Annotated in this window: 20 protein-coding genes and 3 pseudogenes; 9 read left to right on the top strand and 14 right to left on the bottom strand. The window is 61.1% G+C overall.

The features are described from left to right. Positions 1 to 89: 89 nt before the first annotated feature. Together ACYJ11_RS17820 and ACYJ11_RS17825 are read left to right on the top strand one after the other, a co-directional pair. A pseudogene (locus ACYJ11_RS17820) lies at positions 90 to 295 on the top strand (IS6 family transposase); the annotation flags it as partial. Positions 296 to 357: 62 nt separating this feature from the next. Then, positions 358 to 1,500 carry a thiolase family protein gene (locus ACYJ11_RS17825; RefSeq protein WP_461648816.1) on the top strand — a complete coding sequence of 381 codons (1,143 nt, stop codon included), beginning with the start codon at positions 358 to 360 and terminating at the stop codon, positions 1,498 to 1,500. 9 nt (positions 1,501 to 1,509) lie between these two features. Here the strand turns inward: ACYJ11_RS17825 and ACYJ11_RS17830 are convergent, their stop codons facing one another. After that, on the bottom strand, positions 1,510 to 2,946 hold the full coding sequence (locus ACYJ11_RS17830) for a zinc ribbon domain-containing protein (RefSeq protein WP_461648817.1): 1,437 nt from the start codon (positions 2,944 to 2,946) through the stop codon (positions 1,510 to 1,512). Continuing rightward, positions 2,943 to 4,115, bottom strand: a complete 1,173-nt coding sequence (locus ACYJ11_RS17835) for a thiolase domain-containing protein (RefSeq protein WP_461648818.1) — start codon at positions 4,113 to 4,115, stop codon at positions 2,943 to 2,945. The genes ACYJ11_RS17830 and ACYJ11_RS17835 overlap by 4 nt, the downstream gene beginning before the upstream one ends. A 131-nt stretch (positions 4,116 to 4,246) precedes the next feature. Here ACYJ11_RS17835 and paaK point away from each other — a divergent pair, with 131 nt between their 5' ends. Further along, the gene (gene paaK / locus ACYJ11_RS17840; RefSeq protein WP_461648819.1) at positions 4,247 to 5,536 is read left to right on the top strand and encodes a phenylacetate--CoA ligase PaaK; all 1,290 of its coding nucleotides are present in this window, start codon (positions 4,247 to 4,249) and stop codon (positions 5,534 to 5,536) included. A gap of 3 nt (positions 5,537 to 5,539) precedes the next feature. On the opposite strand, the gene paaI is transcribed toward paaK, so the two are convergent. Beyond that, on the bottom strand, positions 5,540 to 5,935 hold the full coding sequence (gene paaI / locus ACYJ11_RS17845; RefSeq protein ID WP_461648820.1) for a hydroxyphenylacetyl-CoA thioesterase PaaI: 396 nt from the start codon (positions 5,933 to 5,935) through the stop codon (positions 5,540 to 5,542). A 98-nt stretch (positions 5,936 to 6,033) separates the two neighbouring features. On the opposite strand from paaI, the gene ACYJ11_RS17850 reads away from it, so the two are divergent. Together ACYJ11_RS17850 and ACYJ11_RS17855 are read left to right on the top strand one after the other, a co-directional pair. Continuing rightward, the gene (locus ACYJ11_RS17850; protein ID WP_461648821.1) at positions 6,034 to 6,492 is read left to right on the top strand and encodes a MaoC family dehydratase; all 459 of its coding nucleotides are present in this window, start codon (positions 6,034 to 6,036) and stop codon (positions 6,490 to 6,492) included. Positions 6,493 to 6,639: 147 nt separating this feature from the next. After that, on the top strand, positions 6,640 to 8,091 hold the full coding sequence (locus tag ACYJ11_RS17855) for an aldehyde dehydrogenase family protein (protein WP_461648822.1): 1,452 nt from the start codon (positions 6,640 to 6,642) through the stop codon (positions 8,089 to 8,091). A gap of 109 nt (positions 8,092 to 8,200) precedes the next feature. Here the strand turns inward: ACYJ11_RS17855 and paaE are convergent, their stop codons facing one another. The 6 genes and pseudogenes from paaE to paaA form a co-directional block, all read right to left on the bottom strand. Further along, entirely contained in the window at positions 8,201 to 8,368 is a 168-nt protein-coding gene (paaE, locus tag ACYJ11_RS17860; protein ID WP_004594293.1) for a 1,2-phenylacetyl-CoA epoxidase subunit PaaE, read from the bottom strand. Further along, on the bottom strand, positions 8,365 to 8,799 hold the full coding sequence (gene paaD, locus ACYJ11_RS17865) for a 1,2-phenylacetyl-CoA epoxidase subunit PaaD (RefSeq protein WP_005538757.1): 435 nt from the start codon (positions 8,797 to 8,799) through the stop codon (positions 8,365 to 8,367). The genes paaE and paaD overlap by 4 nt, the downstream gene beginning before the upstream one ends. Then, positions 8,792 to 9,625, bottom strand: a complete 834-nt coding sequence (paaC, locus tag ACYJ11_RS17870) for a 1,2-phenylacetyl-CoA epoxidase subunit PaaC (RefSeq protein ID WP_461648823.1) — start codon at positions 9,623 to 9,625, stop codon at positions 8,792 to 8,794. Before paaC ends, paaD begins: the two co-directional genes overlap by 8 nt. Next, positions 9,625 to 9,924, bottom strand: a pseudogene (locus tag ACYJ11_RS17875) (PacF protein); the annotation flags it as partial. The gene paaC and the pseudogene ACYJ11_RS17875, both read right to left, overlap by 1 nt. A gap of 54 nt (positions 9,925 to 9,978) precedes the next feature. Then, positions 9,979 to 10,152 (bottom strand): annotated as a pseudogene (locus ACYJ11_RS17880) (PacF protein); the annotation flags it as partial. Positions 10,153 to 10,157: 5 nt separating this feature from the next. After that, the gene (gene paaA / locus ACYJ11_RS17885) at positions 10,158 to 11,099 is read right to left on the bottom strand and encodes a 1,2-phenylacetyl-CoA epoxidase subunit PaaA (protein ID WP_461648824.1); all 942 of its coding nucleotides are present in this window, start codon (positions 11,097 to 11,099) and stop codon (positions 10,158 to 10,160) included. 106 nt (positions 11,100 to 11,205) lie between these two features. Here paaA and ACYJ11_RS17890 point away from each other — a divergent pair, with 106 nt between their 5' ends. Then, on the top strand, positions 11,206 to 11,862 hold the full coding sequence (locus ACYJ11_RS17890; protein WP_461648885.1) for a helix-turn-helix domain-containing protein: 657 nt from the start codon (positions 11,206 to 11,208) through the stop codon (positions 11,860 to 11,862). Between the two features lie 93 nt (positions 11,863 to 11,955). Beyond that, positions 11,956 to 12,717, top strand: a complete 762-nt coding sequence (locus tag ACYJ11_RS17895; protein WP_461648825.1) for an enoyl-CoA hydratase/isomerase family protein — start codon at positions 11,956 to 11,958, stop codon at positions 12,715 to 12,717. Here ACYJ11_RS17895 and ACYJ11_RS17900 read toward each other — a convergent pair. Beyond that, complete coding sequence (locus ACYJ11_RS17900) at positions 12,714 to 13,589, bottom strand: amidohydrolase family protein (RefSeq protein WP_461648826.1); 876 nt, start codon at positions 13,587 to 13,589, stop codon at positions 12,714 to 12,716. The genes ACYJ11_RS17895 and ACYJ11_RS17900 overlap by 4 nt on opposite strands. A gap of 216 nt (positions 13,590 to 13,805) precedes the next feature. On the opposite strand from ACYJ11_RS17900, the gene ACYJ11_RS17905 reads away from it, so the two are divergent. Both ACYJ11_RS17905 and ACYJ11_RS17910 read left to right on the top strand, forming a co-directional pair. After that, positions 13,806 to 14,639, top strand: a complete 834-nt coding sequence (locus ACYJ11_RS17905; protein ID WP_461648827.1) for an HpcH/HpaI aldolase/citrate lyase family protein — start codon at positions 13,806 to 13,808, stop codon at positions 14,637 to 14,639. 42 nt (positions 14,640 to 14,681) lie between these two features. Next, complete coding sequence (locus ACYJ11_RS17910; protein WP_461648828.1) at positions 14,682 to 15,404, top strand: class I SAM-dependent methyltransferase; 723 nt, start codon at positions 14,682 to 14,684, stop codon at positions 15,402 to 15,404. 41 nt (positions 15,405 to 15,445) lie between these two features. Here ACYJ11_RS17910 and ACYJ11_RS17915 read toward each other — a convergent pair whose 3' ends face one another. The 4 genes from ACYJ11_RS17915 to ACYJ11_RS17930 are packed head-to-tail and all read right to left on the bottom strand — an operon-like array spanning position 15,446 to position 20,585. Then, a complete protein-coding gene (locus ACYJ11_RS17915) occupies positions 15,446 to 15,910 on the bottom strand; it encodes a MaoC family dehydratase (protein WP_461648829.1) in 465 nt (154 codons plus the stop codon). 3 nt (positions 15,911 to 15,913) lie between these two features. Further along, positions 15,914 to 17,632 carry an acyl-CoA carboxylase subunit beta gene (locus tag ACYJ11_RS17920; RefSeq protein WP_461648830.1) on the bottom strand — a complete coding sequence of 573 codons (1,719 nt, stop codon included), beginning with the start codon at positions 17,630 to 17,632 and terminating at the stop codon, positions 15,914 to 15,916. Between the two features lie 2 nt (positions 17,633 to 17,634). Next, positions 17,635 to 19,419, bottom strand: coding sequence for an acetyl/propionyl/methylcrotonyl-CoA carboxylase subunit alpha (locus tag ACYJ11_RS17925; protein ID WP_461648831.1), 1,785 nt, complete (start codon positions 19,417 to 19,419; stop codon positions 17,635 to 17,637). After that, the gene (locus ACYJ11_RS17930) at positions 19,419 to 20,585 is read right to left on the bottom strand and encodes an acyl-CoA dehydrogenase family protein (RefSeq protein WP_461648832.1); all 1,167 of its coding nucleotides are present in this window, start codon (positions 20,583 to 20,585) and stop codon (positions 19,419 to 19,421) included. Before ACYJ11_RS17930 ends, ACYJ11_RS17925 begins: the two co-directional genes overlap by 1 nt. Positions 20,586 to 20,600 lie beyond the last annotated feature (15 nt).

The following is a 20,600-nucleotide window of genomic DNA, read 5'->3' on the forward strand; positions in this document are numbered from 1 at the left end:
ACTAAGGACAATAGCGATAAGCAAAATTCTCCTACATCCCATATATGTTTGTTTTTTGTTAGTATTAAATATTTTCGGGCTTTCAAACAGTCGTGTATGGCTCTCAATATCTCCAAACTGCGCTTCAACGAGCAGGACTCCGATTTCAGATGTGTCGCCACAGAAATCGGAACGCTGTCAAGCGGATCTTTTGAGAGCTCAAGCGACGAACCGCGTCGTTTTCGAACTGTTTCAGCCACGTCGAACCGAAAACTGGCTCCAGAGTTTCGCTCGCTGGCACAACGCTCCAAACTAACTATCGTCTCACCCCAGTGTGGCCTGCATTTAATACAGCGGCCACGGTAGGAGCCGGTGAGGATGACTGCTTCCGACTCGCAAGCCGTTGTTGTCGACGCCGTACGAACGCCACAGGTACCGAAGGACGGTGTACTGTCTGGGACACATCCCGAAGACCTCGTCTCCGCTGTGCTTGCTGCACTCGTTGACCGGACCGGTGTCCCGGCCGTCGAGTGGGACGACTTTCGGCTCGGGTGTGCAAACCAGGAGGGGGAGCAGGGACGGAACCTTGCCCGGCAGTCGATACTCGCCGGCGGGTTTCCCGAGACCGTACCCGGGGCGACAACGACCCGCCTGTGTGGCTCTTCGTTGACGACGCTCGTTGACGCCGCTCGCGCCATCGAGGCGGGCGACGGTGCAGTGTATCCGGTCGCCGGCGTCGAACACATGAGCACCGTCCCCTTCTCCGACTGGCTGCATCCCGCCATCGAACAGCGGTACGACTCCGACAGGCTGCCGATGGGACAGACAGCAGAAACCATCGCACGAAACCACGATATCAGCCGTAACGCCCAAGACGAGTTCGCGCTGCGGTCGCACGAACGTGCGGTCGCTGCCATGGAAAGCGGGCGGTTCGATGTAGAGACCGTGCCAGTCAACACCGACGAGGCTACAATAGATACTGACAAAACACCACGGGGAGACACGTCAGTCGAGCAGTTGAACGAACTTCCAACGGTGTTCCGAGACGACGAGGCGGCGACGGTTACACCGGGTAACGCATCACCACTGACCGACGGGGCCGCTGGAATGCTCGTCACCTCAACGGCGTACGCGGACCAGCACGATCTCGATGTTCTCGGCCGGATCGAGACGCGGGCCGTCGCCGGTGTCGATCCGCTGGTAATGGGGCGAGGGCCGATTCCGGCGACGCGTGCTGCACTGGATGACGCCGGCCTGACAATCGACGATATCGATCTCGTGGAACTCAACGAGGCGTTTGCAGCCCAGAGTCTCCACTGTAAACGCGAACTGGAGATTCCGGGCGAACGGCTCAACGTCAACGGTGGGGCTATCGCGTTAGGACATCCCCTTGGCTGTTCGGGGGCACGAATCACGACAACGTTACTGCACGAGATGCGGCGGCGGGACGCGACGCATGGACTGGCGACGATGTGCGTTGGTTTCGGTCAGGGTGTCGCAGTTGTGTTCGAGCGTGACTGACAGCGGCGGCTACCGGCGCTGACTGGCGACCTGTGCTTTGAAGCCGTATCTGATGACGCCCTCCTGCGTGTAGATGCGCCGCGTTGTCAGCACGACAGGTGTGCCTATCGTGACTTCGGCTGTTGTGTCAAGCACCTGTGCAGGGACGCTCACGGTCTGCTCGCCCGATGGACTATCGAGCGCGACGATAGCACTATCGAACTGGCCGCTTTTCGACTGCTGGGCGACGAACTCCGGTGGCGCACCGCCCTGTTCGATAGTCGTCACTGCCTCGACCGTCCCTGTCCCAGGTAGTTCGACAACCTCGAAATCACTGGTGCGCTCGTGACAGTCCGTACAGGCCCCGGTCGGCGGGAAATTCAACGCCCCACACGCGGAACACCGGCCGGCGACGAGCCGATGGCGTTGCGGAATCGTCCGCTGCCAGGACGGGACGCTAACGTAGGCTCCGCCACCTTCGGGCTCGTCGCGTGTAATCTCGCCTCGCCGCCTGAGGTACTCGGCGTAGGACAGGGAGACAGCACTGTCAAGCGCAGTGTTGACCGGAACGGGACCAGTGGCGACGAACAGCGTCGCACTTGCGCCGCTTCCGTATGCAGCAATCAACACGCGTTCGGCGTCGTCTGCAAACGCTGTCGCCGCCCCGAGAAATGCGCTTGCCGCGCCGGTGTCTCCGAGCGTACTGACTGTGTCCGCGGCGGCGATAGTCTCGGGGTCGACCCCGAGTGATCCTGTCGCCCGATACGGGAGTTTTCCGTCCGGAGACTGGACCGCTGCCGCATCGACTGTCTCCGTCGGCACGTCCAGTCTGTCCGCCGCACTGCCGAGTGCGGTCGTGAACGCGTCGCGGTCGTACTGCGTAACACCCAGCTCGGTCGTCCGGTCGTCCCCGCCGGTTCTGAAACGCGTTCCGGGGTACGCCTCCGTGTGTGATGCCCGCTCAAGTACGGTTCCGGGACCGTCATCATCGACAACGAGCGCGACACTCCCAGCACCGGCGGCGTGTTCGACCTCGCTGTCAGGGTCGCCCCGCGGACAGTCACTGATGATGACGAGGCCGATGTCCTCCCCGAACGGCCCGCCGTCCATGGTTGCGTCCAGTGCTTGCGCGCCGGCGTGCGTGGAGCCGGTCATCGTCTGCGTTTTGGCATCATCCGGGACGTTGAGAATACTGCAGAGTCTCGCTGCAAGGTCCTCTTCGGCCATCGGCGGTGTCGTCGTCGCGAAGGCCAGATGCGCGACATCCGTACCGGACGCGTCGGCCGCAGTGAGCGCACGGCAGGCCGCTTCGACACCCATCGTGACGGCGTCCTCGTCGGCGTCGGGGACCGCCTTCTCGTCGATCCCCGCTGCATCGAACCGACCCCACGCGGCTTCGAACTCCGCGGCGTCGATCCGCAAGCGAGGCGCGTACGCGCCGATTGCCGCGAGCCCCGACGCAGTCATCGTGCAGCCTCCCGTTCGAGGATATGGACAACAGCGCTGCCGCCGCTCCCACCCACGTTGTGCGTGAGTCCGTACTTCGGGGCCGGTAGCTGCCGGTCGGCAGCGCTGCCGGTGAGCTGTTTGAACGCCTCGACGATCTGTCCGGCACCGGTTGCGCCGATGGGGTGGCCCTTCGATTTCAGCCCGCCGGAGAGATTGACCGGCATCGCTCCATCAGCGTCGGTCGTTCCCGCTTCAAGCAATTGCGGTGCCTCGCCGCGGTCACAGAACCCGAGGTCCTCGTATGCAAGCAGTTCGGCGATCGTGAAGCAGTCGTGTACCTCAGCGAAGTCGAGGTCGTCAGGGCCAACCCCGGCACGGTCATAGGCTGTGTCTGCGGCCATTTCCGAGGCAGAAATCGAAGTGTAGCTGTCTCGCTGGAAGAGGCCGACGCGATCGCTGGCTGCGCCGACTCCAGCGACCCGGACCGGCTCCTCAGTGTACTGCTCGACGACATCCTCACTGGCAACGAGCGCGACCGCTGCGCCGTCAGAGGTCGGACAGCAGTGATAGAGATTCAACGGGTCTGCGACAACCGGAGCGTCGACGGCGTCTTCGAGGGAACACTCGAAGCCCAAGTGAGCCTTCGGGTTCTTTGCGCCGTTCCGATGGTTCTTGACCGCGACCATCGAGAGATGCTCCTCACTGGCCTCGTACTCCCGTAGATACGCACTTGCCATCTGTGCGTACACGCCAGAGAAGGTCGTCCCGGTCAGCCGTTCCCACTCTGTTTCACCGGAGACGCCGAGCCAGTACTTCGTCACATCGCTGCTCATGTCTGTCATGACTTCGACGCCGCCAGCCAGCGCCACGTCAGCCATCCCGCTTTTGACCGCCTGCACTGCCTGTCGGACGGCGTAGCCCGACGCGGCACAGGCGTTTTCGACGCGCACGCTGGGGACGCCGTGCAGCCCAGCGTGTTCGGTTGCCGCCGGTCCCGAGAGACCGAGTTGTCGACCACCTACGCCGAGTGAGCCGACGACCGCTTCGTCTATCGCATCCGTATCGATGCCGTGGTCGACACTGTCGATGGCTTCGCTGACTGCGTGGTCGAACAGTGATCTGTAGCTCTCTTCGGGCATCGAGCCAAACGGCGTTTGCCCTGCGCCGATGAGATACGCATCCCGCATACATGGAACTCTGAGGGTACTGAAAAATAGCTTTGCATCACGTACCGACAGTCACACAGCAAGCACGACCGGTGGCCGGAGTGGTCAATCCCAAACCATTTTATCATTATCATTCCACTCTATCATTGACGATGGTGTACAAGCAACTGGAGACGGCCGACCGCACAGAGCTGCGTGCGTTGCAAACCGACCGATTACAGGGGATTGTTTCACACGCCTACGAGAACGTCCCGTTTTACCGGGAGAAGCTCGACGAGGCGGGCGTCTCGCCCGAAGACATCCAGAGTATCGACGACATCACGAAACTGCCGATGACGACGAAAGAGGATTTCCGCGACGAGTACCCCGACGGCCTGTTCGCCGTAGACGATGAGGACGTCGCCCGGATCCACGCATCGTCCGGGACGACCGGGAAGCCGAAAATCGTCTCCTACACGGATGACGACCTTGACAACTGGAGTGAAGTCGTTGCACGTTCGCTGGCTGCGAGCGGGACCGAACCGGGCGACACCGTCCAGAACGCCTACGGATACGGGCTGTTCACCGGCGGATTGGGACTCCACGACGGAGCCGAGGAGCTGGGGGCCACAGTTATCCCTATCGGGAGCGGCCAGACCCAGCGACAGGTCGAATTGATGACCGACCTGGAGAGCGATGTGTTCACCTGCACCCCGTCGTATGCGCTGTACCTCGCCGAAACGGCCGAGGAAATGGGCCACGACCCTAGCGACCTGCCAATCTCGACGATTATCTTCGGAGCGGAACCGTGTACCGATCCGATGCGGGCAGAAATCGAAGAGCGGCTGGGCGTCGACGGCATCGATGTTTACGGGCTCTCGGAGATCATCGGTCCCGGCGTCTCATGTGAATGCCACGAAGCGCAGGACGGGCTTCACGTCTGGGAAGACCACTTCTACCCGGAAGTCATCGACCCACAGACGAAGGAGCCAGTCGAGGAAGGCGAGGAGGGCGAACTCGTTCTCACAACACTCACCAAAGAAGCGTTGCCGGTCTTCCGATACCGGACTGGTGACCTTACGACGCTGAACTACGAGGAGTGTGCGTGTGGACGGACGATGGTACGGATGGACAACGTCACCGGTCGGACAGACGACCTCCTCATTGTCCGTGGCGTGAATCTTTATCCCAGCGAAATCGAACACGCTGTGTTGGATATCGACGGCGTTGCTCCGCATTACCGGATCGACCTCTACAAAGAGGACAACCTCGATATCTTGGAACTCACCATCGAACGGACTGCGGAGCAAGGGCCGGGCGACAAAGCACTCGAAGACGAAATCATCGAACGGCTGGAGAACGTGCTCGCGTTCACCCCGGACGAACTCGAACTCGTTGCGCCCGGCAGCATCGAACGAACGCAGGTCGGCAAAGTAAAACGCGTCTACGACCACCGTGACTGACTGTCAGGGTCGGTAGACTCGTCCGCGAAACGTCGCGATGCGCTCGCCATCCTGCGCAGTCACCGTTACCTCGTACTCTGCGGTGCTGTCCGCAAGATGCGTCTCCTCGGCGGTTGCAGACAGCGTTTCACCGGTTTCTACGGCGTCTAAATACGAGATGTTGGTCTCCAGTGCAACCGCCGCCTCGCCGTGAGAGTTCGACGCCGCGGCGAACGCCGCATCGGCGAGCGAGTAGACCGCACCGCCATGGGGCGTCCCATGAAAGTTCAGCAGGTCCTCGGTAATCGTCAGTTCAGTCTGGGCGTACCCCGAGTCGAGTTCGACGACGTCGATGCCGAGGGTTTCGCAGTACGCGTCCGATTCGATTCGCTCTCTGACTTCGTCGGCGACACCGGACATACGGCCTGCCTTTCTATCAGGAATAATAAATATATACCGGTCATCGCTGCTGTCAGCGGAGCGTAAAAATATAAATGGCTGCTATTAGATGAAAAAATATGGCATACAGCTACGAGCCACACCACTTCGAAGACTTCGAAGAGGGACAGGAGTTTATCAGCGTCGGCCGGACGGTTACTGAGTCGGATTTTGTTATGCACTCTGCCCTGTCGGGAGACTGGACAGAGCTGCATACGAACAAGGAATACGCGGAAGAACAGGAGTTCGGTGAGCGGATCGCACACGGGCCGATGACGTTCGTGCAGGCGACCGGCTTCGTCTACCGGACCGGGATCGTCGAGCGGACGGCATTCGCGTTCCTCGGGATGAACTACATGGACCTCCCGAACCCGGTCCACATCGGCGACACGCTCCAGTTGGAAATCGTCGTTGACAACACCAAGGAGGTCGGACACGACGACGCCGGATTGGTCGTCCTCGACACCGAAATGGAAAATCAGGAAGGGACCGTCGTCTTCGAAGGCGACATGAAGTTCCTGATCAAGAAGCGCGAGTGAGTCCACTGACGCGTCCGAAAGCGATGCATCGGTAGCGGGAGATACCTCGATTTTGCGACTTGAAACCCCTAGATAGCGCTCTCGTCGCCCAGACATTAATAATCAATAATAACAACTAAGACGCCGCGCACTCCCTCTGTTATTGCAATGGAGTACACCGGCCCGACAGACCTGTATATCGGTGGAGAATGGCGAGAAGCGACCAACGGCGACAGCATTGAGACGGAGGACCCGGCAACTGAACAGCCCTACGCATCGGTACAGAAGGCTGAGGCGTCCGATATCGATGCTGCAGTACAGGCGGCCCAGGCGGCCGTCGCAGAGGGTTCCGAGTGGGCGACGATGGACCCCGGAACGCGCCGGGCGAAGCTCCATGCGATGGCCGACGCCATCGAGGAGATGAAAGACGAACTGTCCATGGTTGAATCCCACGACAACGGGAAAACGCCGTTCGAAGCCGGGCTGGAAATCGACATGGTCACCGATACGTTCCGCCATTACGCCGGCTGGACGGACAAGATCCGCGGCGATGAAATCCCCGTCGAGGACGGTCGGCTCAACTACACAGTCCGTGAGCCGGTCGGCGTGACCGCACACATCGCACCGTGGAACTATCCTTTCCAGCTCGCCGGCCGCGGCCTGGCACCGGCACTGGCCGCGGGGAACAGCGTTATTCTCAAGCCGTCCGCTATGACACCGCTGTCGGCGCTGTACTACGCGAAGGCCGCCGAAGAAGCGGGCCTTCCGGACGGCGTCGTCAACGTCGTTCCCGGGAGGGGGTCCGAGGCCGGCGACGCACTCACCGGACACGAGGGCGTCGACCACGTCACCTTCACCGGCAGCACCGGTGTCGGAAAGACGGTCCAGCGCACTGCTGCCGATACGGTCGCCGACGTAACGCTCGAACTCGGGGGGAAGGGGCCGGCAGTCGTGTTCCCCGACGCTGACCTCGATGCCGCCGCCCGCGGCATCCAGTACGGGATCTTCATGAACGCCGGGCAGATGTGCTGGGCGAACTCCCGTATTGTCGTCCACGAAGACGTCTACGACGAGATGGTCTCCCGAATGGCTGAAATCGCCGAAAACATCCCACTTGGCGGCGGTATCGATGATGATGGGCAGATAGGACCAGTCGTCAGCGCGGGCCAGCAACAGGAGATTCTCGATTATATCGAGACCGGCAAGGAAGAGGGAGCGACTGTCGCAGCCGGCGGTAGTGTTCCTGCGGACAAAGAAACCGGCCATTTCGTCGAGCCGACCGTCTTTGCCGACGTGGACAACGAGATGACGATTGCACAGGAGGAGATCTTCGGTCCCGTGCTTACCGCAATCGAAGTTAGCGACGAAGAGGAGGCCATCGAGGTCGCGAACGACTCGCCGTTCGGCCTCACTGCCTGTGTCTGGACGAACGATCTGACTCGCGCCCACACCGTCACAGACAGCTTGGACTACGGGATGGTGATGGTCAACGAGACGCCCAACACCTGGCCACAGACTCCCTTTGGTGGGACGAAACAGAGCGGCCACGGCCGCGCACAAGGCGAGCAGGCCATCGAGAGCTACACAGAAGTGAAAAACGTCCATATAAACCTCGGCTGAAGCTCCCGCTGACGCGTCGTGGTCACGTCGCCAGTCAAGTGCCATCAATGGCACCACCGCTCTGTGTCACAATATGAAACTACGACGCAAAAAAGCGAGTAATAACTGCTTACTCGAACTTCTTGAACTGCTGCAGACACTCGTTGCAGTAATGGATCGACTGACACCGTGACGGGCCTCGTGGGTGTTTCCGCTCTGTGTCGGTCGAACCACAGTACGGGCACTCCGCGCCCGTCTGTTCGCCGCTGGTCGTGACACTGGGGTCCGGTTCGCTCATCCGTCGAAACTCATTCCGAAGTCCCGCAGTGCTTCTTTGCCCTGTTCGGTGACCAGATCGATCGACCAGTCCGGGGCCCAGACCAAGCGGACCGACGCGGTCTCGATTCCGTCGACACTCTCGGCAGCCTCCTCGACCTCATCGAGGATGATCTCGCGTGCCGGACAACCGCTGTAAGTGAGCGTCATGTCAACCGTGGCTTGGCCGTCAGACACGTCGAGCCCGTATATGAGGCCCAGATCGACGATGCTGACCGGCATCTCCGGGTCCTCGACCTGATACAGGGCCGCCCACACGTCGCGTTCGATGCCCTCGGCGTCTTCGCCCGTGGCCGGCACGTCGTCCGCTGCGTGGTCTTTGGTCTCGTAGTCAGTGTACGAGCACGCGGTGGCATCAGCGTCTGCCCGTGGCCGGTCGTAGTCACTACTCATCGTCGTCCGCCATTATCAGCGTCGCTTCGTCGCGTCCCAGATTCCGGTAGCTCGAAGTCATTTGTTCGTGCAGGTCATGCCAGTGGTCGGTATGTTCGTTGTCCCGGCCTGCCGGCGTTGCGGGAGTGGCATCGGTCGGCACGTCGAATCCCAGTTCGGTCAGGAACGCTTCGACGCGAGTCTCCCACTCGGTACGCATCTCGTCGAGAGTCATCGTCCGGATGCCCAGCCGGTCGATGTCGGCCTCCACGTCGCCGACGGGTTCGAACAGCGTGAGGGCGTACGGATAGAGTTCGTCGATAGCCGCCTGGACGCGTTCGCTGGCCTCCTCGTCGAGAGCCATCCGGTCCAGCCAGCTCTCGGCGTGTTCGAGATGATAGCCTTCCTCGCCCTGGATGCGACTCGTTCTGTTCCGGATGATCTCGTACGATGAGTCCTCGAGCGCAGAGAGGCGGATGTCTTCAGCAACGTCATAGAGGTACGCTCTGACGATAGCATCGGCCCAGTCACCTTCCGCAAACGGTAGCTCGACGAGCGTACTGTGCTGGAAGTCGCTGGGGTCGCTCTCGTAGATGAGCGATTCCTCGGAATAGCCGAGTTGTTGGACTGCATCGTACCACAGTCGTGCGTGGCCCAGTTCGTCCTGTGCGTTGTTCGAGATGGAGAGGTCCGATTCCAGTGTCGGCGCACGCACCTGCCAGAACGTGTAGCGTTCGGCCTGAATCAGCTCATCGTCAGCGAGCCGGAGTAGCTGTGCCTCGACTGCGCGCTGTTCGTCTTCAGAAAGGTCGGTTGGACCACCGAGGTCGGATTCGGTTGTTGCCATTATATTTCACCTCGCTGTTTCTCCGCTTCTATCTGTTCGGACTCAGAGGCTTCGACCTCCTCAGCAGCCGGGTTGACGTTGTACGTCTGTGCGAACCGGTAGGACTTGTTGGTGGTCCCACCGAACGTTACGTCGTCCTCCGTGACTTCGCCGATGTACTGGTGCTGGACGACCCAGAGACTGTTGGGGTCGTCGTCAGTGAACGCCGCGATCGCCGCCGCTTCTGCGTCGGCGGTGCTGGCAGCGTCGACATCACCGCAGTGCGTGTGATACCCACCGGGCTTGTCCTGGCGGAAGACAGCCCACGGTTTCTCGGCGCCATCTCCGCTCTCGTCACGGCGCTCTGCGTCGGGATCGACCTGCGTGATTTTCTCCTGCAGGGCAACCCAGAGTGCATGGGTTGGCTTCCGTCGTCCGTGCTGGATGACCGAGAACTGCTTCGCCATCTCTCGATCGGGTGCGTGGACGTCCCGGCAGTGAACGAAATCCGCGTCCGGACTCTGTTGTCGGAATACTTCCCAGATCATCGTTCTCAGTCCGCTGCCTGTGTCTGCGGGCCGCTGTTCGTCGTCGTCTGGTCGTCCATCATGTCCCGGACCCACTGAACCGCTTCCTGGGCCTGCCGCCGACCGGAGATCTGCTCGATACTGCCGTCGTATTCGTTCTGCGAGACAGTGAAGAACTCGTCCCAGTCGAGGTCGTCCTCAACGACCTCGTAGGTCCCGTCGCCGTTGTCCCGGATGCGTGGCTCGTCGGGCATCTCCAGCCCGTATTTTTTCGCCTTCGGGATATACGTGTTGAGGAACGCGTTCCGAAGCTCGTCGTTCGTACACGTCTTCAGCCCGACTTCCGCGGCGAAGTCGTGATGGGTGCTCTGGTCGTCGGTCGGGCCGAAGAACTGCAGGATTCGGGGCCACCACTCCTCGAAGGCCTCCTGGGTCATGCGCTGTTCCTTCCGGGAGCCGTTCATCAGTTCGCGGAGGATCGACTCACCGTGTTTGACGTGCATTCCTTCTTCGAAGCAGATCTTGTCCATCGCGTGGGCGTATGGCTCCCAGCTGGACTTTTTCAGCGTCGCCTGGCGGCGCATCGCCGCCCCGTCGACGAAGAAGGCGATCATCGGCGTCTCGACGTAGCTCTCCATCGGGTAATGGAAGCAGTTCAGGAACTTCCCGTCCCCGTTTGCCAGATCGTCGAGCATCTCGTCGCGGGTCTTGATCCCGAGCGACTCCGCCGCGCGGTAGAGCATCTGCCCGTGACCGATTTCGTCCTGCACCTTCGCGCTGAAGGCCATCTTTCGCTCGATGCTCGGCGCTTTTCTGATGAAGGGCCGTTCGAGGTACGCCCCCATGATCTCGCTGTTGGCGTGGAACTCGAGCATCCGGGTGGCTGCCTTCCGATACTCCTCGGGAAGGTCGTCTTTCGGGCTGAATTCCCGGGATCCAGCACGGTCTTTGACTTCGTCGACGTTCATATCTATCTCAAAAATCGTGAGGAATGTTCTTACTAATTTGCCCCTATATAGACGGGTTTTATATGTGCCTCCGCAAATACACGAGACAATGATAGAGGAGTGTCTCATGGTCGAGTTTCGCATCGAGGGCGACGACTGCCCGCTGGCGGATGCGAGCAGTGCCACTGGGACACCGATCGAGGCGGCTCCGCCACTCCTCCGCGATGACCGTAACGTGTTGCTACGGTTCAGTGCACAGGCAAGTGACGATCTTATCGACTACCTCGATAGTGACGACCGAATCCGCTATCTCTACCAGTCAGTTACCGACGGTCGGTACAACTACCGGTGTCTGTCGCTCCAGCAGTGTGTCGTGCACAAACTCATTAGCGCGGGGTTCATGGTGGAATCGCTGACATATCGGGACGGGAACGCGATCTTGACGGGTGCTGTAGTGGGCCACGAAATTCTCCAGACTGTCATGGAGACGGCCGGTGAAACCGTCGGCGTGAAGCTACAGCGGGTGTACGCACTGCGTGCGACAGAAGACGCATCTATCGCACAGCAGTGGGACCTGACCCCGGCACAGGCGGAGAGTCTCCGATACGCAGTCGAGATGGGCTACTTTGTCGTCCCGCGACAGACGACTGCGAGCGAAGTTGCTACCGAACTCGGTATCAGTAAGTCTGCATTCCTCGAACGACTCCACCGCGCACAGCACTCACTGTTCACACAGCTGTTTAGCGGCGTCGACGAAGGCCGTCCGGGCGACAGCGGAGAGTAGCGGCGATGGCCTTCCAAGCGACAGCGGTGAGTAACGGCGACGGCCGACCAAGCGACGACGGAGAGTAAAGTACCCGCGCGTCTGAGTACGACCATGCGCGTTGAAGACGGCACTGTTCGACGAATCGTATTTGACCGTCCAGATGTCAAAAACGCGATGACGGAAGCGGTCGCTGCTGAACTAGCCGATGCGCTCGACGACCTCGACCCGGCGACACACGACGCCGTCCTCCTCACTGGAGACGGTGATGCGTTCAGTGCCGGCGGGGATATCAAGGCGATGAGCGAACGCGAGGAGACAACGACCGAAGCCTACGAGCGGGTCCGGACAACGCTAGGCCGGGTCGCCAGCAATATCCTCTCAGCCCCGGTGCCTGTCGTGGCGAAAGTCAACGGCGACGCGGTTGGTGCCGGGCTCTCACTCGTAGCGGTCGCCGATTTCGCGTACGCCGCCAGATCCGCCCGGTTCGGTGCGTCGTTCATCAGCGTCGGCCTCGTGCCGGACATGGGCGCAACCGCCATCCTCCCCCGACTCATCGGGCTCAGGAAAACCAAAGAGCTTGCGTTCACCGGGAAGCTGATCGACGCCGAGAGCGCCGCCGAAATGGATCTAATCAACGAGGCTGTCGACCCGGCCGAACTCGATGCGCGGACAGCTGACCTGCTCGAAACGCTTCGGGCACAGCCGACGGAGAACCTCGGGCTGGCAAAGGAAGCGATCCACGACAACATCGGCCAGCCCCTAGACACCGGGCTGCGTCGAGAAGCACGCATCCAGTCACTGGCCTACGATACGCCGGCACATTCACAAGGCGTCGAAGCGTTTCTGGACGGGCGAACCCCGGACTTCGACTAGCGGTCGAAAAAGTCCTGCGCGTTTTCGAACAGAATCTTCCGCTGGACGTCCGTATCAAAGTCAGTGTCGCGAGCGAACGATTCGAGCCACGTGTCGGGGTCTATCATCGGATAATCGGTGCCGAACATCACCTTGTCTTTGAGGACTGTGCCGGCGTAGTGGAGCACCTGATCGTCGATATACTTCGGCACCCAGCCGGAGAGATCCATGTACACGTTGCCTTTCTGCTGGCAGATCGCAAGCTGCTCTTTCTCCCACGGGAAGGCGGGATGGGCGATGAGGATATCGAGGTCCGGATGTGCAGCAGCTACGTCGTCGATAAGCATCGGGTTGCCGTACTTGATTTTCAGGCCACGGCCGCCGGCGCTGCAGGCCCCCAGCGTCGAGTTCCCGCCGTGGAAGACAACGGGAACGCCGAGATCCTCGATGGTACTCCACAGGTGGTCGTGGCGTTCGTCCGAGGGGTCAAAGCCCTGTGCGATCTGCTGGAACTTGAACCCCGAAAGGTCCAGATCCTCGACACACCGGATCGCCTCCTGCACGCAGTCGTCTTTCAACGGGTCGACGCTTCCGAATCCAACGAAGAAGTCGGGATACTGGTCCCGGACCTCGGCGACGTAGTCGTTCGGGACGGGTGGGTTCCCGGTGTTCGTCTCCGCGTCCCAGCCAAGCAGGACAGCGCCACCGACACCCGCCTCGTGGTATTCGGCGAGCATTTCGTCGTAGTCCCACGTCTCCAGATCAGTGCCGAACCGATCGGCGGCGTCTTGCATCATTTCGCCGCCGGCGTCGTGGAGGAACTCACTGGTCGGCTGATGCGCGTGCGTGTCGAACAGTTGCTTGTCGGCGACACCAGGGAGGTCAGTTGTCACAGAGAGAGATTTTACCCAGTGTCATAAAAATCCATGCTGTTTGTGCTGTACAGCAGCCCCGTCGAAGTGACCGGGTAGTCATGGCACCGATAGATGATTGGAGACACCGGTGATTCTGACTGCGACAGGCGGCCGAGTCACCGGCGCACGGTCACTCCGGATATGGCCAGGCGGTAATCCCCTACCATCTTACTGCTGGGGGGTGAAGGCGCAGCTATGGTTCGTCGCAGTGTTCTGTTTGCACCGGGTGACAACGCGGAGTTGATGCGGAAAGCAGCCGACGGCGACGCTGATGTCGTCGTCTTCGACCTCGAAGATGCGGTCGCACCGGCCGATAAAGAGCAGGCACGTCAATCCGTTCAATCAGTGCTCTCGACTGTCAGTTCGGACAGTCACGTCTGCGTTCGTATCAATCCCGTGGGCGTTAGCGCCACAGCCGATCTTGCCGCGATACTGACAGACACCAGTCCCGACAGTGTGATGCTCCCAAAGGCCAGTTCCGCCGACGACATCTCAGCACTGGAACGGCTCCTCGATGAATACAGCGCGGATCTCCCGGTGCTTGCGCTGGTCGAATCAGCCGCTGGCGTCCTCAACGCGGCTGAGATTGCAGCCGCTGATTCCACTGATGCGCTCCTCTTTGGAGCCGAGGACCTCGCGGCCGACATCGGTGCCAGTCGGACCAGCGAGGGGCGGGAGGTGCTCTACGCACGCCAGCGGGTCGTCGTTGCGGCCAGCGCCGCGGGAATCGACGCAATCGACACGATCTACCCCGACTACGGCGATCTGGACGGCCTCCGCGAGGCGACTGAGTTCGCTGCCCAACTCGGGTACGACGGGAAGATGGCGATCCACCCGGATCAGGTGGCAGTCATCAACGACGCGTTCACCCCCAGTGACGAGGATATCGCATGGGCCGAACGCGTCGTCACGACCGATGAGGAGACGGACGCCGGGGTTTTCGAGGTCGACGGAGAAATGATCGACGCACCGCTTATCACACAGGCAGAGCGTGTCCTCGAACGCGCTCGCGAGGCTGGTAAGCGGTAGGCAACGGCAACACCTATCGGAGACCTGCCTGTGCTGTCGTGTATGAAAGACGTCGTCCGGCAGAACTTCGATGCCAGCGTCGACGCCTACGCGACCTACGAGCGGCGGACCAATCGGTTCACCTCGCTCGCTCGTCTGCTCGCCGCTGAGATGAACGCTCGTACTGACAGCGGACTCGGGACAGTACTCGATGCGGGCGCAGGAACTGGCGTGAGCACACGCGTTTTCGCCGAGACGGCAGCGGATACTATTGCGCTCGACATCAGTCGCGAGATGCTGCGGGAAATCGAGTCCACGGCCCGAATGCAAGCCGATTTCGACCACCTGCCGCTCAGTGACCAGTCAGTCGGCAGCGTGGCGTTTACCGCCTCACTCTTTCTGGTTCCCGAGCCCGCGATTGCGGTGCGGGAAGCCGCGAGAGTGCTCGGCGCGGACGGCGTGGTCGGGGCCGTCGCACCGCTTGGCTGGTTCCGTCCTGACGGTGCAGAGGTATTCGAACAGTTCGAGCGTAAGTCACGCTCCCCAACTGGCACATCAGCTGTCGAAGACGCCGTCGCTGGTGAGTTCTCGACGACGACAGGGACCTGGAATTTTTCGACGACTGCCGAAAACATCCGGCTGTTTCACGCGATTCCCGCGATGGCCGCACGGCTCTATCCGAAGCTCGATACGGAGAAACGAGTGCGACAAGCCCGCGAACTCCTCAGCGCTCTCGACGGGACGTTCGAGCAACGATGGCGATGGGTCATCGGTGTCCCAGAGTAGGCGACTGGGATCTCGACCTCGTCAGTCAAACAGTCCCGGCGTCAATCGGCGGTATCGCGTTTCAGTGACAACACGGTGCGGTCGAACTCACAGACGAGGACCCCGTCCGCATCTGTGAGTTTGAACACCTCGACGTGCATCGTGACGATGCCACGGTCACCGTCGCTAGTCTCGCGTTTGTCGGTCACGGTCGACTGCACGCGGATGGTGTCGCCGTGAAACACCGGGTTCGGATGCTCGACGTTGTCGTAGGAGAGGTTCGCGACGATAGTGCCATCGGTCGTCTCCGGGATGGTCAGACCGACAGCTAAACTCATCGTGTAGAGCCCGTTGACCAGTCGCTCGCCGAACTCCGTCTCCGACGCGAATTCGGCGTCGAGATGCAACGGTTGCTGGTTCATCGTCATATCGCAGAACTGCTGATTGTCGCGCTCGCTGATCGTGCGGCGTTTCTCGTGTTCGATGGTCTCGCCGACCTCGAACTCTTCGTAGTATAGTCCTGTCATAGCTCAGAGGATGGTTCCGTGTTTCTTGTCCGGGAGGTCTTTCTCGACGGTCTCGTAGAACGCAAACCGGTTTTCCAGTTCCGTTCTGAGGTCGCTCGGCGGGACGATGTCGTCGACGACGACTTCGCTGGCCATTCGATGAATGTCGATATCCTCGCGATAGGCCTCGCGGAGTTCCTGCTCCTTTTGCTGTCGTTCGTCCTCGTCATCGATTTCAGAGAGCTTGCGGGCGTAGACGGCGTTGATAGCCGCTTCGGGACCCATGATCGCGATCTCCCCGCTCGGAAGGCCGATCGTCGACTCGGGGTCGTACGCGGGACCGGACATCGCGTAAATGCCCGCGCCGTAGGCTTTCCTGACAACGACGGACTGCTTCGGCACTGTCGCCGAAGACGTGGCGTAGATCATCTTCTTGCCCTGTTCGAGGATGCCCTCCTTCTCGACACCTGACCCGGCCATGAACCCTGGCGTATCACAGAGGTATAGCAGCGGGATGTTGTAGGCATCACAGGTCCAGATGAACTGGGCGGCTTTCTCCGCTGCGTCCGGGAAGATAGCGCCCGCGCGCTGGGCTGGCTGATTGGCGATGACCCCGACCGGGCGGCCGTCTATCCGGGCAAACGACGTGATGATCTCCTTGCCGTACTCGGGCCGGAGTTCGAGCGTCGACCCGGCGTCAACGACCCGCTCGATCACGTCGAACATGTCGTAGCCCTTGTTGGGCTTTTCCGGGACGACGGAATCGATACCCTCCGGCGATCGCTTCGGGGCCGTCCCGCTGGTCTGCGGTGGGTCTTCGTCGGCGTTGTCGGGCAGATAGCCGATGAGTTTCGCGACGAGTTCGCGGGCGTGTTCCTCGTCGTCGGCGATGAGGTCCGCACTCCCGGAGTGCTGTGCGTGCACGTCAGGGCCACCGAGGTCTTCGAGGCTGATCTCTTCGCCGGTGACCATTTCGACCATCCGGGGACTGGCGATCGCCATTGCGCTCATGTCCCGAACCATGACGGTGAAGTCCGCGAAGACTGGCGTGTAGGCCGCGCCGGCGATACAGGGACCGTACAGCACACAGATCTGTGGGACCCGCCCAGAGAGCATCGAGTGGTTGTAGTAGAACTTCCCGATCCCTTCGCGGTTGGCGAAAAAGCCCGTCTGCTGGTCGATACGGCCGCCCGAGGAGTCCATCAGGTACAGCACCGGTCGCCCGGTTTTCAGTGCCCGCTGTTGCATCCGGAGGAACTTCTCGACGCCCTTCGCGGCCATGCTGCCGCGTTTGACCGTGTAATCGTTGGCCATGAAATGCAGATCACGGCCCTCGAACTCCGCGGCCCCTGTGATGAGCCCGTCGGCCGGGAGCTGGTCGTCGGCGTCGAACTCCGCAAACTTCCCGTCCTCAAACAGGAAGTCGTCGCCGAACCACAGGTCGATACGGTCCCGGACGAACAGCTTTCCCTCCTCGGGCAACTGCTTTTTGTACTTTTCCGGCCCGCCTTCGAGGATCTCTTCAATCTCCTCGCGCAGGGCCTCCTCGCGTTCGGTCGGACCGAGGTCGTCGTCGATCGGTTCCGTGGATTCGTCCCGTCGATCGCCGTCGTACGTGGCACTGCCGACCGCTTCGCCGCTGTCGACGACAATAGTAATATCATCCTCGAAGTGTGTCGCCAGCGCCTCGGCGATAGCCTGTGCTTCAGATTCGGTCGCGCCGTCTGAAATTCTGACTTGCATACTTACTCCTCCAGTACAACCAGAGTGTCACCCATGTCTACGGAGTCGCCCTCCGCGATCGGGACGGATGCAACGGTTCCGCCCGTGGACGCCACCACGTCGTTTTCCATTTTCATCGCCTCCAGCACGCAGACGACATCACCCGCAGCGATATCGTCGCCGGGCGTGACTTCGGTTGAGAGAATCGTTCCCTGCATCTCGGCCGTGATCGCACCCGACGTGGTCACGTCCGCGGTACCGCCACCGGACGAGTTGCCGCCCGAAGCGCCACTGCCGGAGCCGACACTGGCGTTGCCATCACGGGAGACGCGGGGCAGTCCGTCTGTAACGACGACATCGAAGCGCTTCCCATCGACTTCGACAGCGATTTCCTCCGTCGATGCCGACGAGGCGTCGCCGCCAATCTCGTCAGTCCCCCATCGCTCGACAGCCGCGTCGAGGGCATCGTCGGGGAGTTCCTGATCGAGGTATTTCGTCGTGTGGGTCCCGGCGGCGAAGGTGTCGTCGTCCAGCATCAGCCGATGGAACGGGATGGTCGTATGGACTCCCTCGACAGTGAAATGATCGAGAGCCCGCCTCGACCGGTCCAGACAGTGCTCCCGGTCCTCACCGGAGACGATGAGCTTCGCGATCATCGAGTCGTAGTCGCCCCCGATCTCGTCGCCCTGGGAGACCGCGTGGTCAAGCCGGACACCGATACTGCTTGGCGGCGCGTACGTCGTCAGCGGTCCCGGCGTCGGCGCGAAGTCTTCGGCCGGGTTCTCCGCGTTGATCCGGTACTCGACGGCGTGCCCGTCAATCGACACGTCGTCCTGTGTGAAGTCCAGTTGCTCGCCTGCGGCGACCCGGAGCTGCCAGCGAACGATATCGATCCCGGTCACTGCTTCGGTGACGGTGTGTTCGACCTGAATTCGGGTGTTCACCTCCATGAAATAGAACTCCCCGTCCTCGACGAGGAACTCCACTGTCCCAGCGTTCGTGTACCCGGCTTCACTGACACCACGTCTGGCAGCCTCGCCAATCTCTCGACGCAGTTCGGCATCGAGCGCCGGACTCGGGGCTTCCTCGATAACTTTCTGGTGGCGGCGCTGTAGTGAGCAGTCGCGCTCGCCGAGGTGGCGAACGTTGCCGTGTTCGTCCGCGAGCACCTGTACTTCGACGTGTTTTGGCGCTTCGAGGTACTTTTCGACGTACACCGAATCGTTGCCGAAGTAGGCTTCGCCCTCGCGCTTCGCGCTTTTGAGCGCCTCCGCAACCTCGGCCTCGCTCCGGACGATCTTCATGCCACGACCGCCACCACCGCCTTCGGCTTTTATTGCGATGGGGTAGCCGTACTCTGCGCCCAGTTCCCGTACTTCGTCCGGGTCGTCGACCAAATCCGTTGTACCGGGGACGACTGGGACGCCAGCCTCCTGCATCACTGTCCGTGCTTTCGTCTTTTCACCCAGCGTCTCCATCGCGTCGCTCGGCGGACCGACCCACGTGATGCCGTCGGTAACCTCGACGCGGCTAGCGAACTCGGCGTTCTCCGCGAGGAAGCCGTACCCCGGGTGGATCGCGTCGACCCCGGCCCGCTCAGCGACATCGAGGATCGCTGTCTGGTCGAGGTACGACTCGCTTGCAGGTGCCGGGCCGACGTTGTATGTTTCGTCGGCGTACTCGACGTGGCCGGCGTTGCGGTCGGCGTCGCTGTAGACGGCGACCGTTTCGATACCAAGCTCTTCACACGCAGCCATCACACGAACCGCGATTTCGCCGCGGTTTGCGACAAGGACTTTCTCGAACATTAGTAGGATCTGGGGAAGCCGAGGTGCTGCCCGATATGGTTATAGGCCATCTGCTGAGAGACCGGGGCTAGCCGTGTCAGGTTGATTTCACGCCACCACCGCTCGACATCGTACTCCTTCGCGTAGCCCCAGCCACCGAACGCCTGCATCGATTGCTTGACCGCTTCGATGCCAGCACTGACGGCCGTCGCCTTCGCGACGTTCGTCTCGTATCCACATTCCTTGCCCTGATCGTAGAGCCAGGACGCCTTCTCGCGCATGAGTGCCGCCGTTTCCATACGGGCGTACGCCTTGGTGATCGGGAACGAGACGGCCTGATGGCTCCCGATAGGCGCGTCGAACACCTCCCGGTCGCTGGCGTACTCGATAGCAGTGTCGGCGGCTAGCTTGCCGATACCGGTCCCGGCGGCCGCAAAGCCGATGCGTTCCGGATTCAGCATATCGACGAGGGTCCACCAGCCGTCGTCTTCCTCACCCAAGAGGTTCTCCTCGGGGACCCGAACGTCTTCGATGAAGACCTCGCAGGACTTCGAATAGTTGATGCCGTGTTTGGGGATCGGTGACACGTCGATATCGGGATCGTCCATATCGACAATAAACAGGCTTATGCCGTCGGTCCCGCGCTCTACCTCGTCACGTGGAGTCGTTCGCGTGACGAGGATCATGTTGTCAGCCCGGTCTGCGAAGGTTATCCAGGCTTTGTTCCCGTTCAGTACGTACTCGTCACCGTCTTTCTCGGCACGGGTCGCGACATTCAGCGTGTTCGTCCCGGCTTCGGGCTCCGTGATACCGATAGAGAAGTTACGCTTCCCATTGGCGATGTCCGGCAGATAGGTCCGTTTCTGTGCTTCGGTTCCGTGGTCCCTGATACCGACAGCGGCCATACCGGCTGTGAGCACCAGATACCAGGTGCCCGCCATGCCACAGCCTTCGGCACAGAGCGTCTCCATGACCAGCCCCATCTCCTGTATCCCCATATCGGCCCCTTCGTACTCCTGTGGGACCAGCAGGCCGTGGAAGCCGGCTGCGGCCAGTTCGTCCCAGAATTCCTCTCCGAACTCGCCTGCTTCCTCTTTTTCGCGCCAGTACTCCGGTCCGTACTCGGCCGCCACGTCCGCTGCGGTCGACCGAATCATCGAACGCTCCTCTGTATCTTCGAAATTCATTGGTGTTGTGTATGT

This window comes from Haloarcula sp. H-GB5 (genome assembly GCF_054850705.1).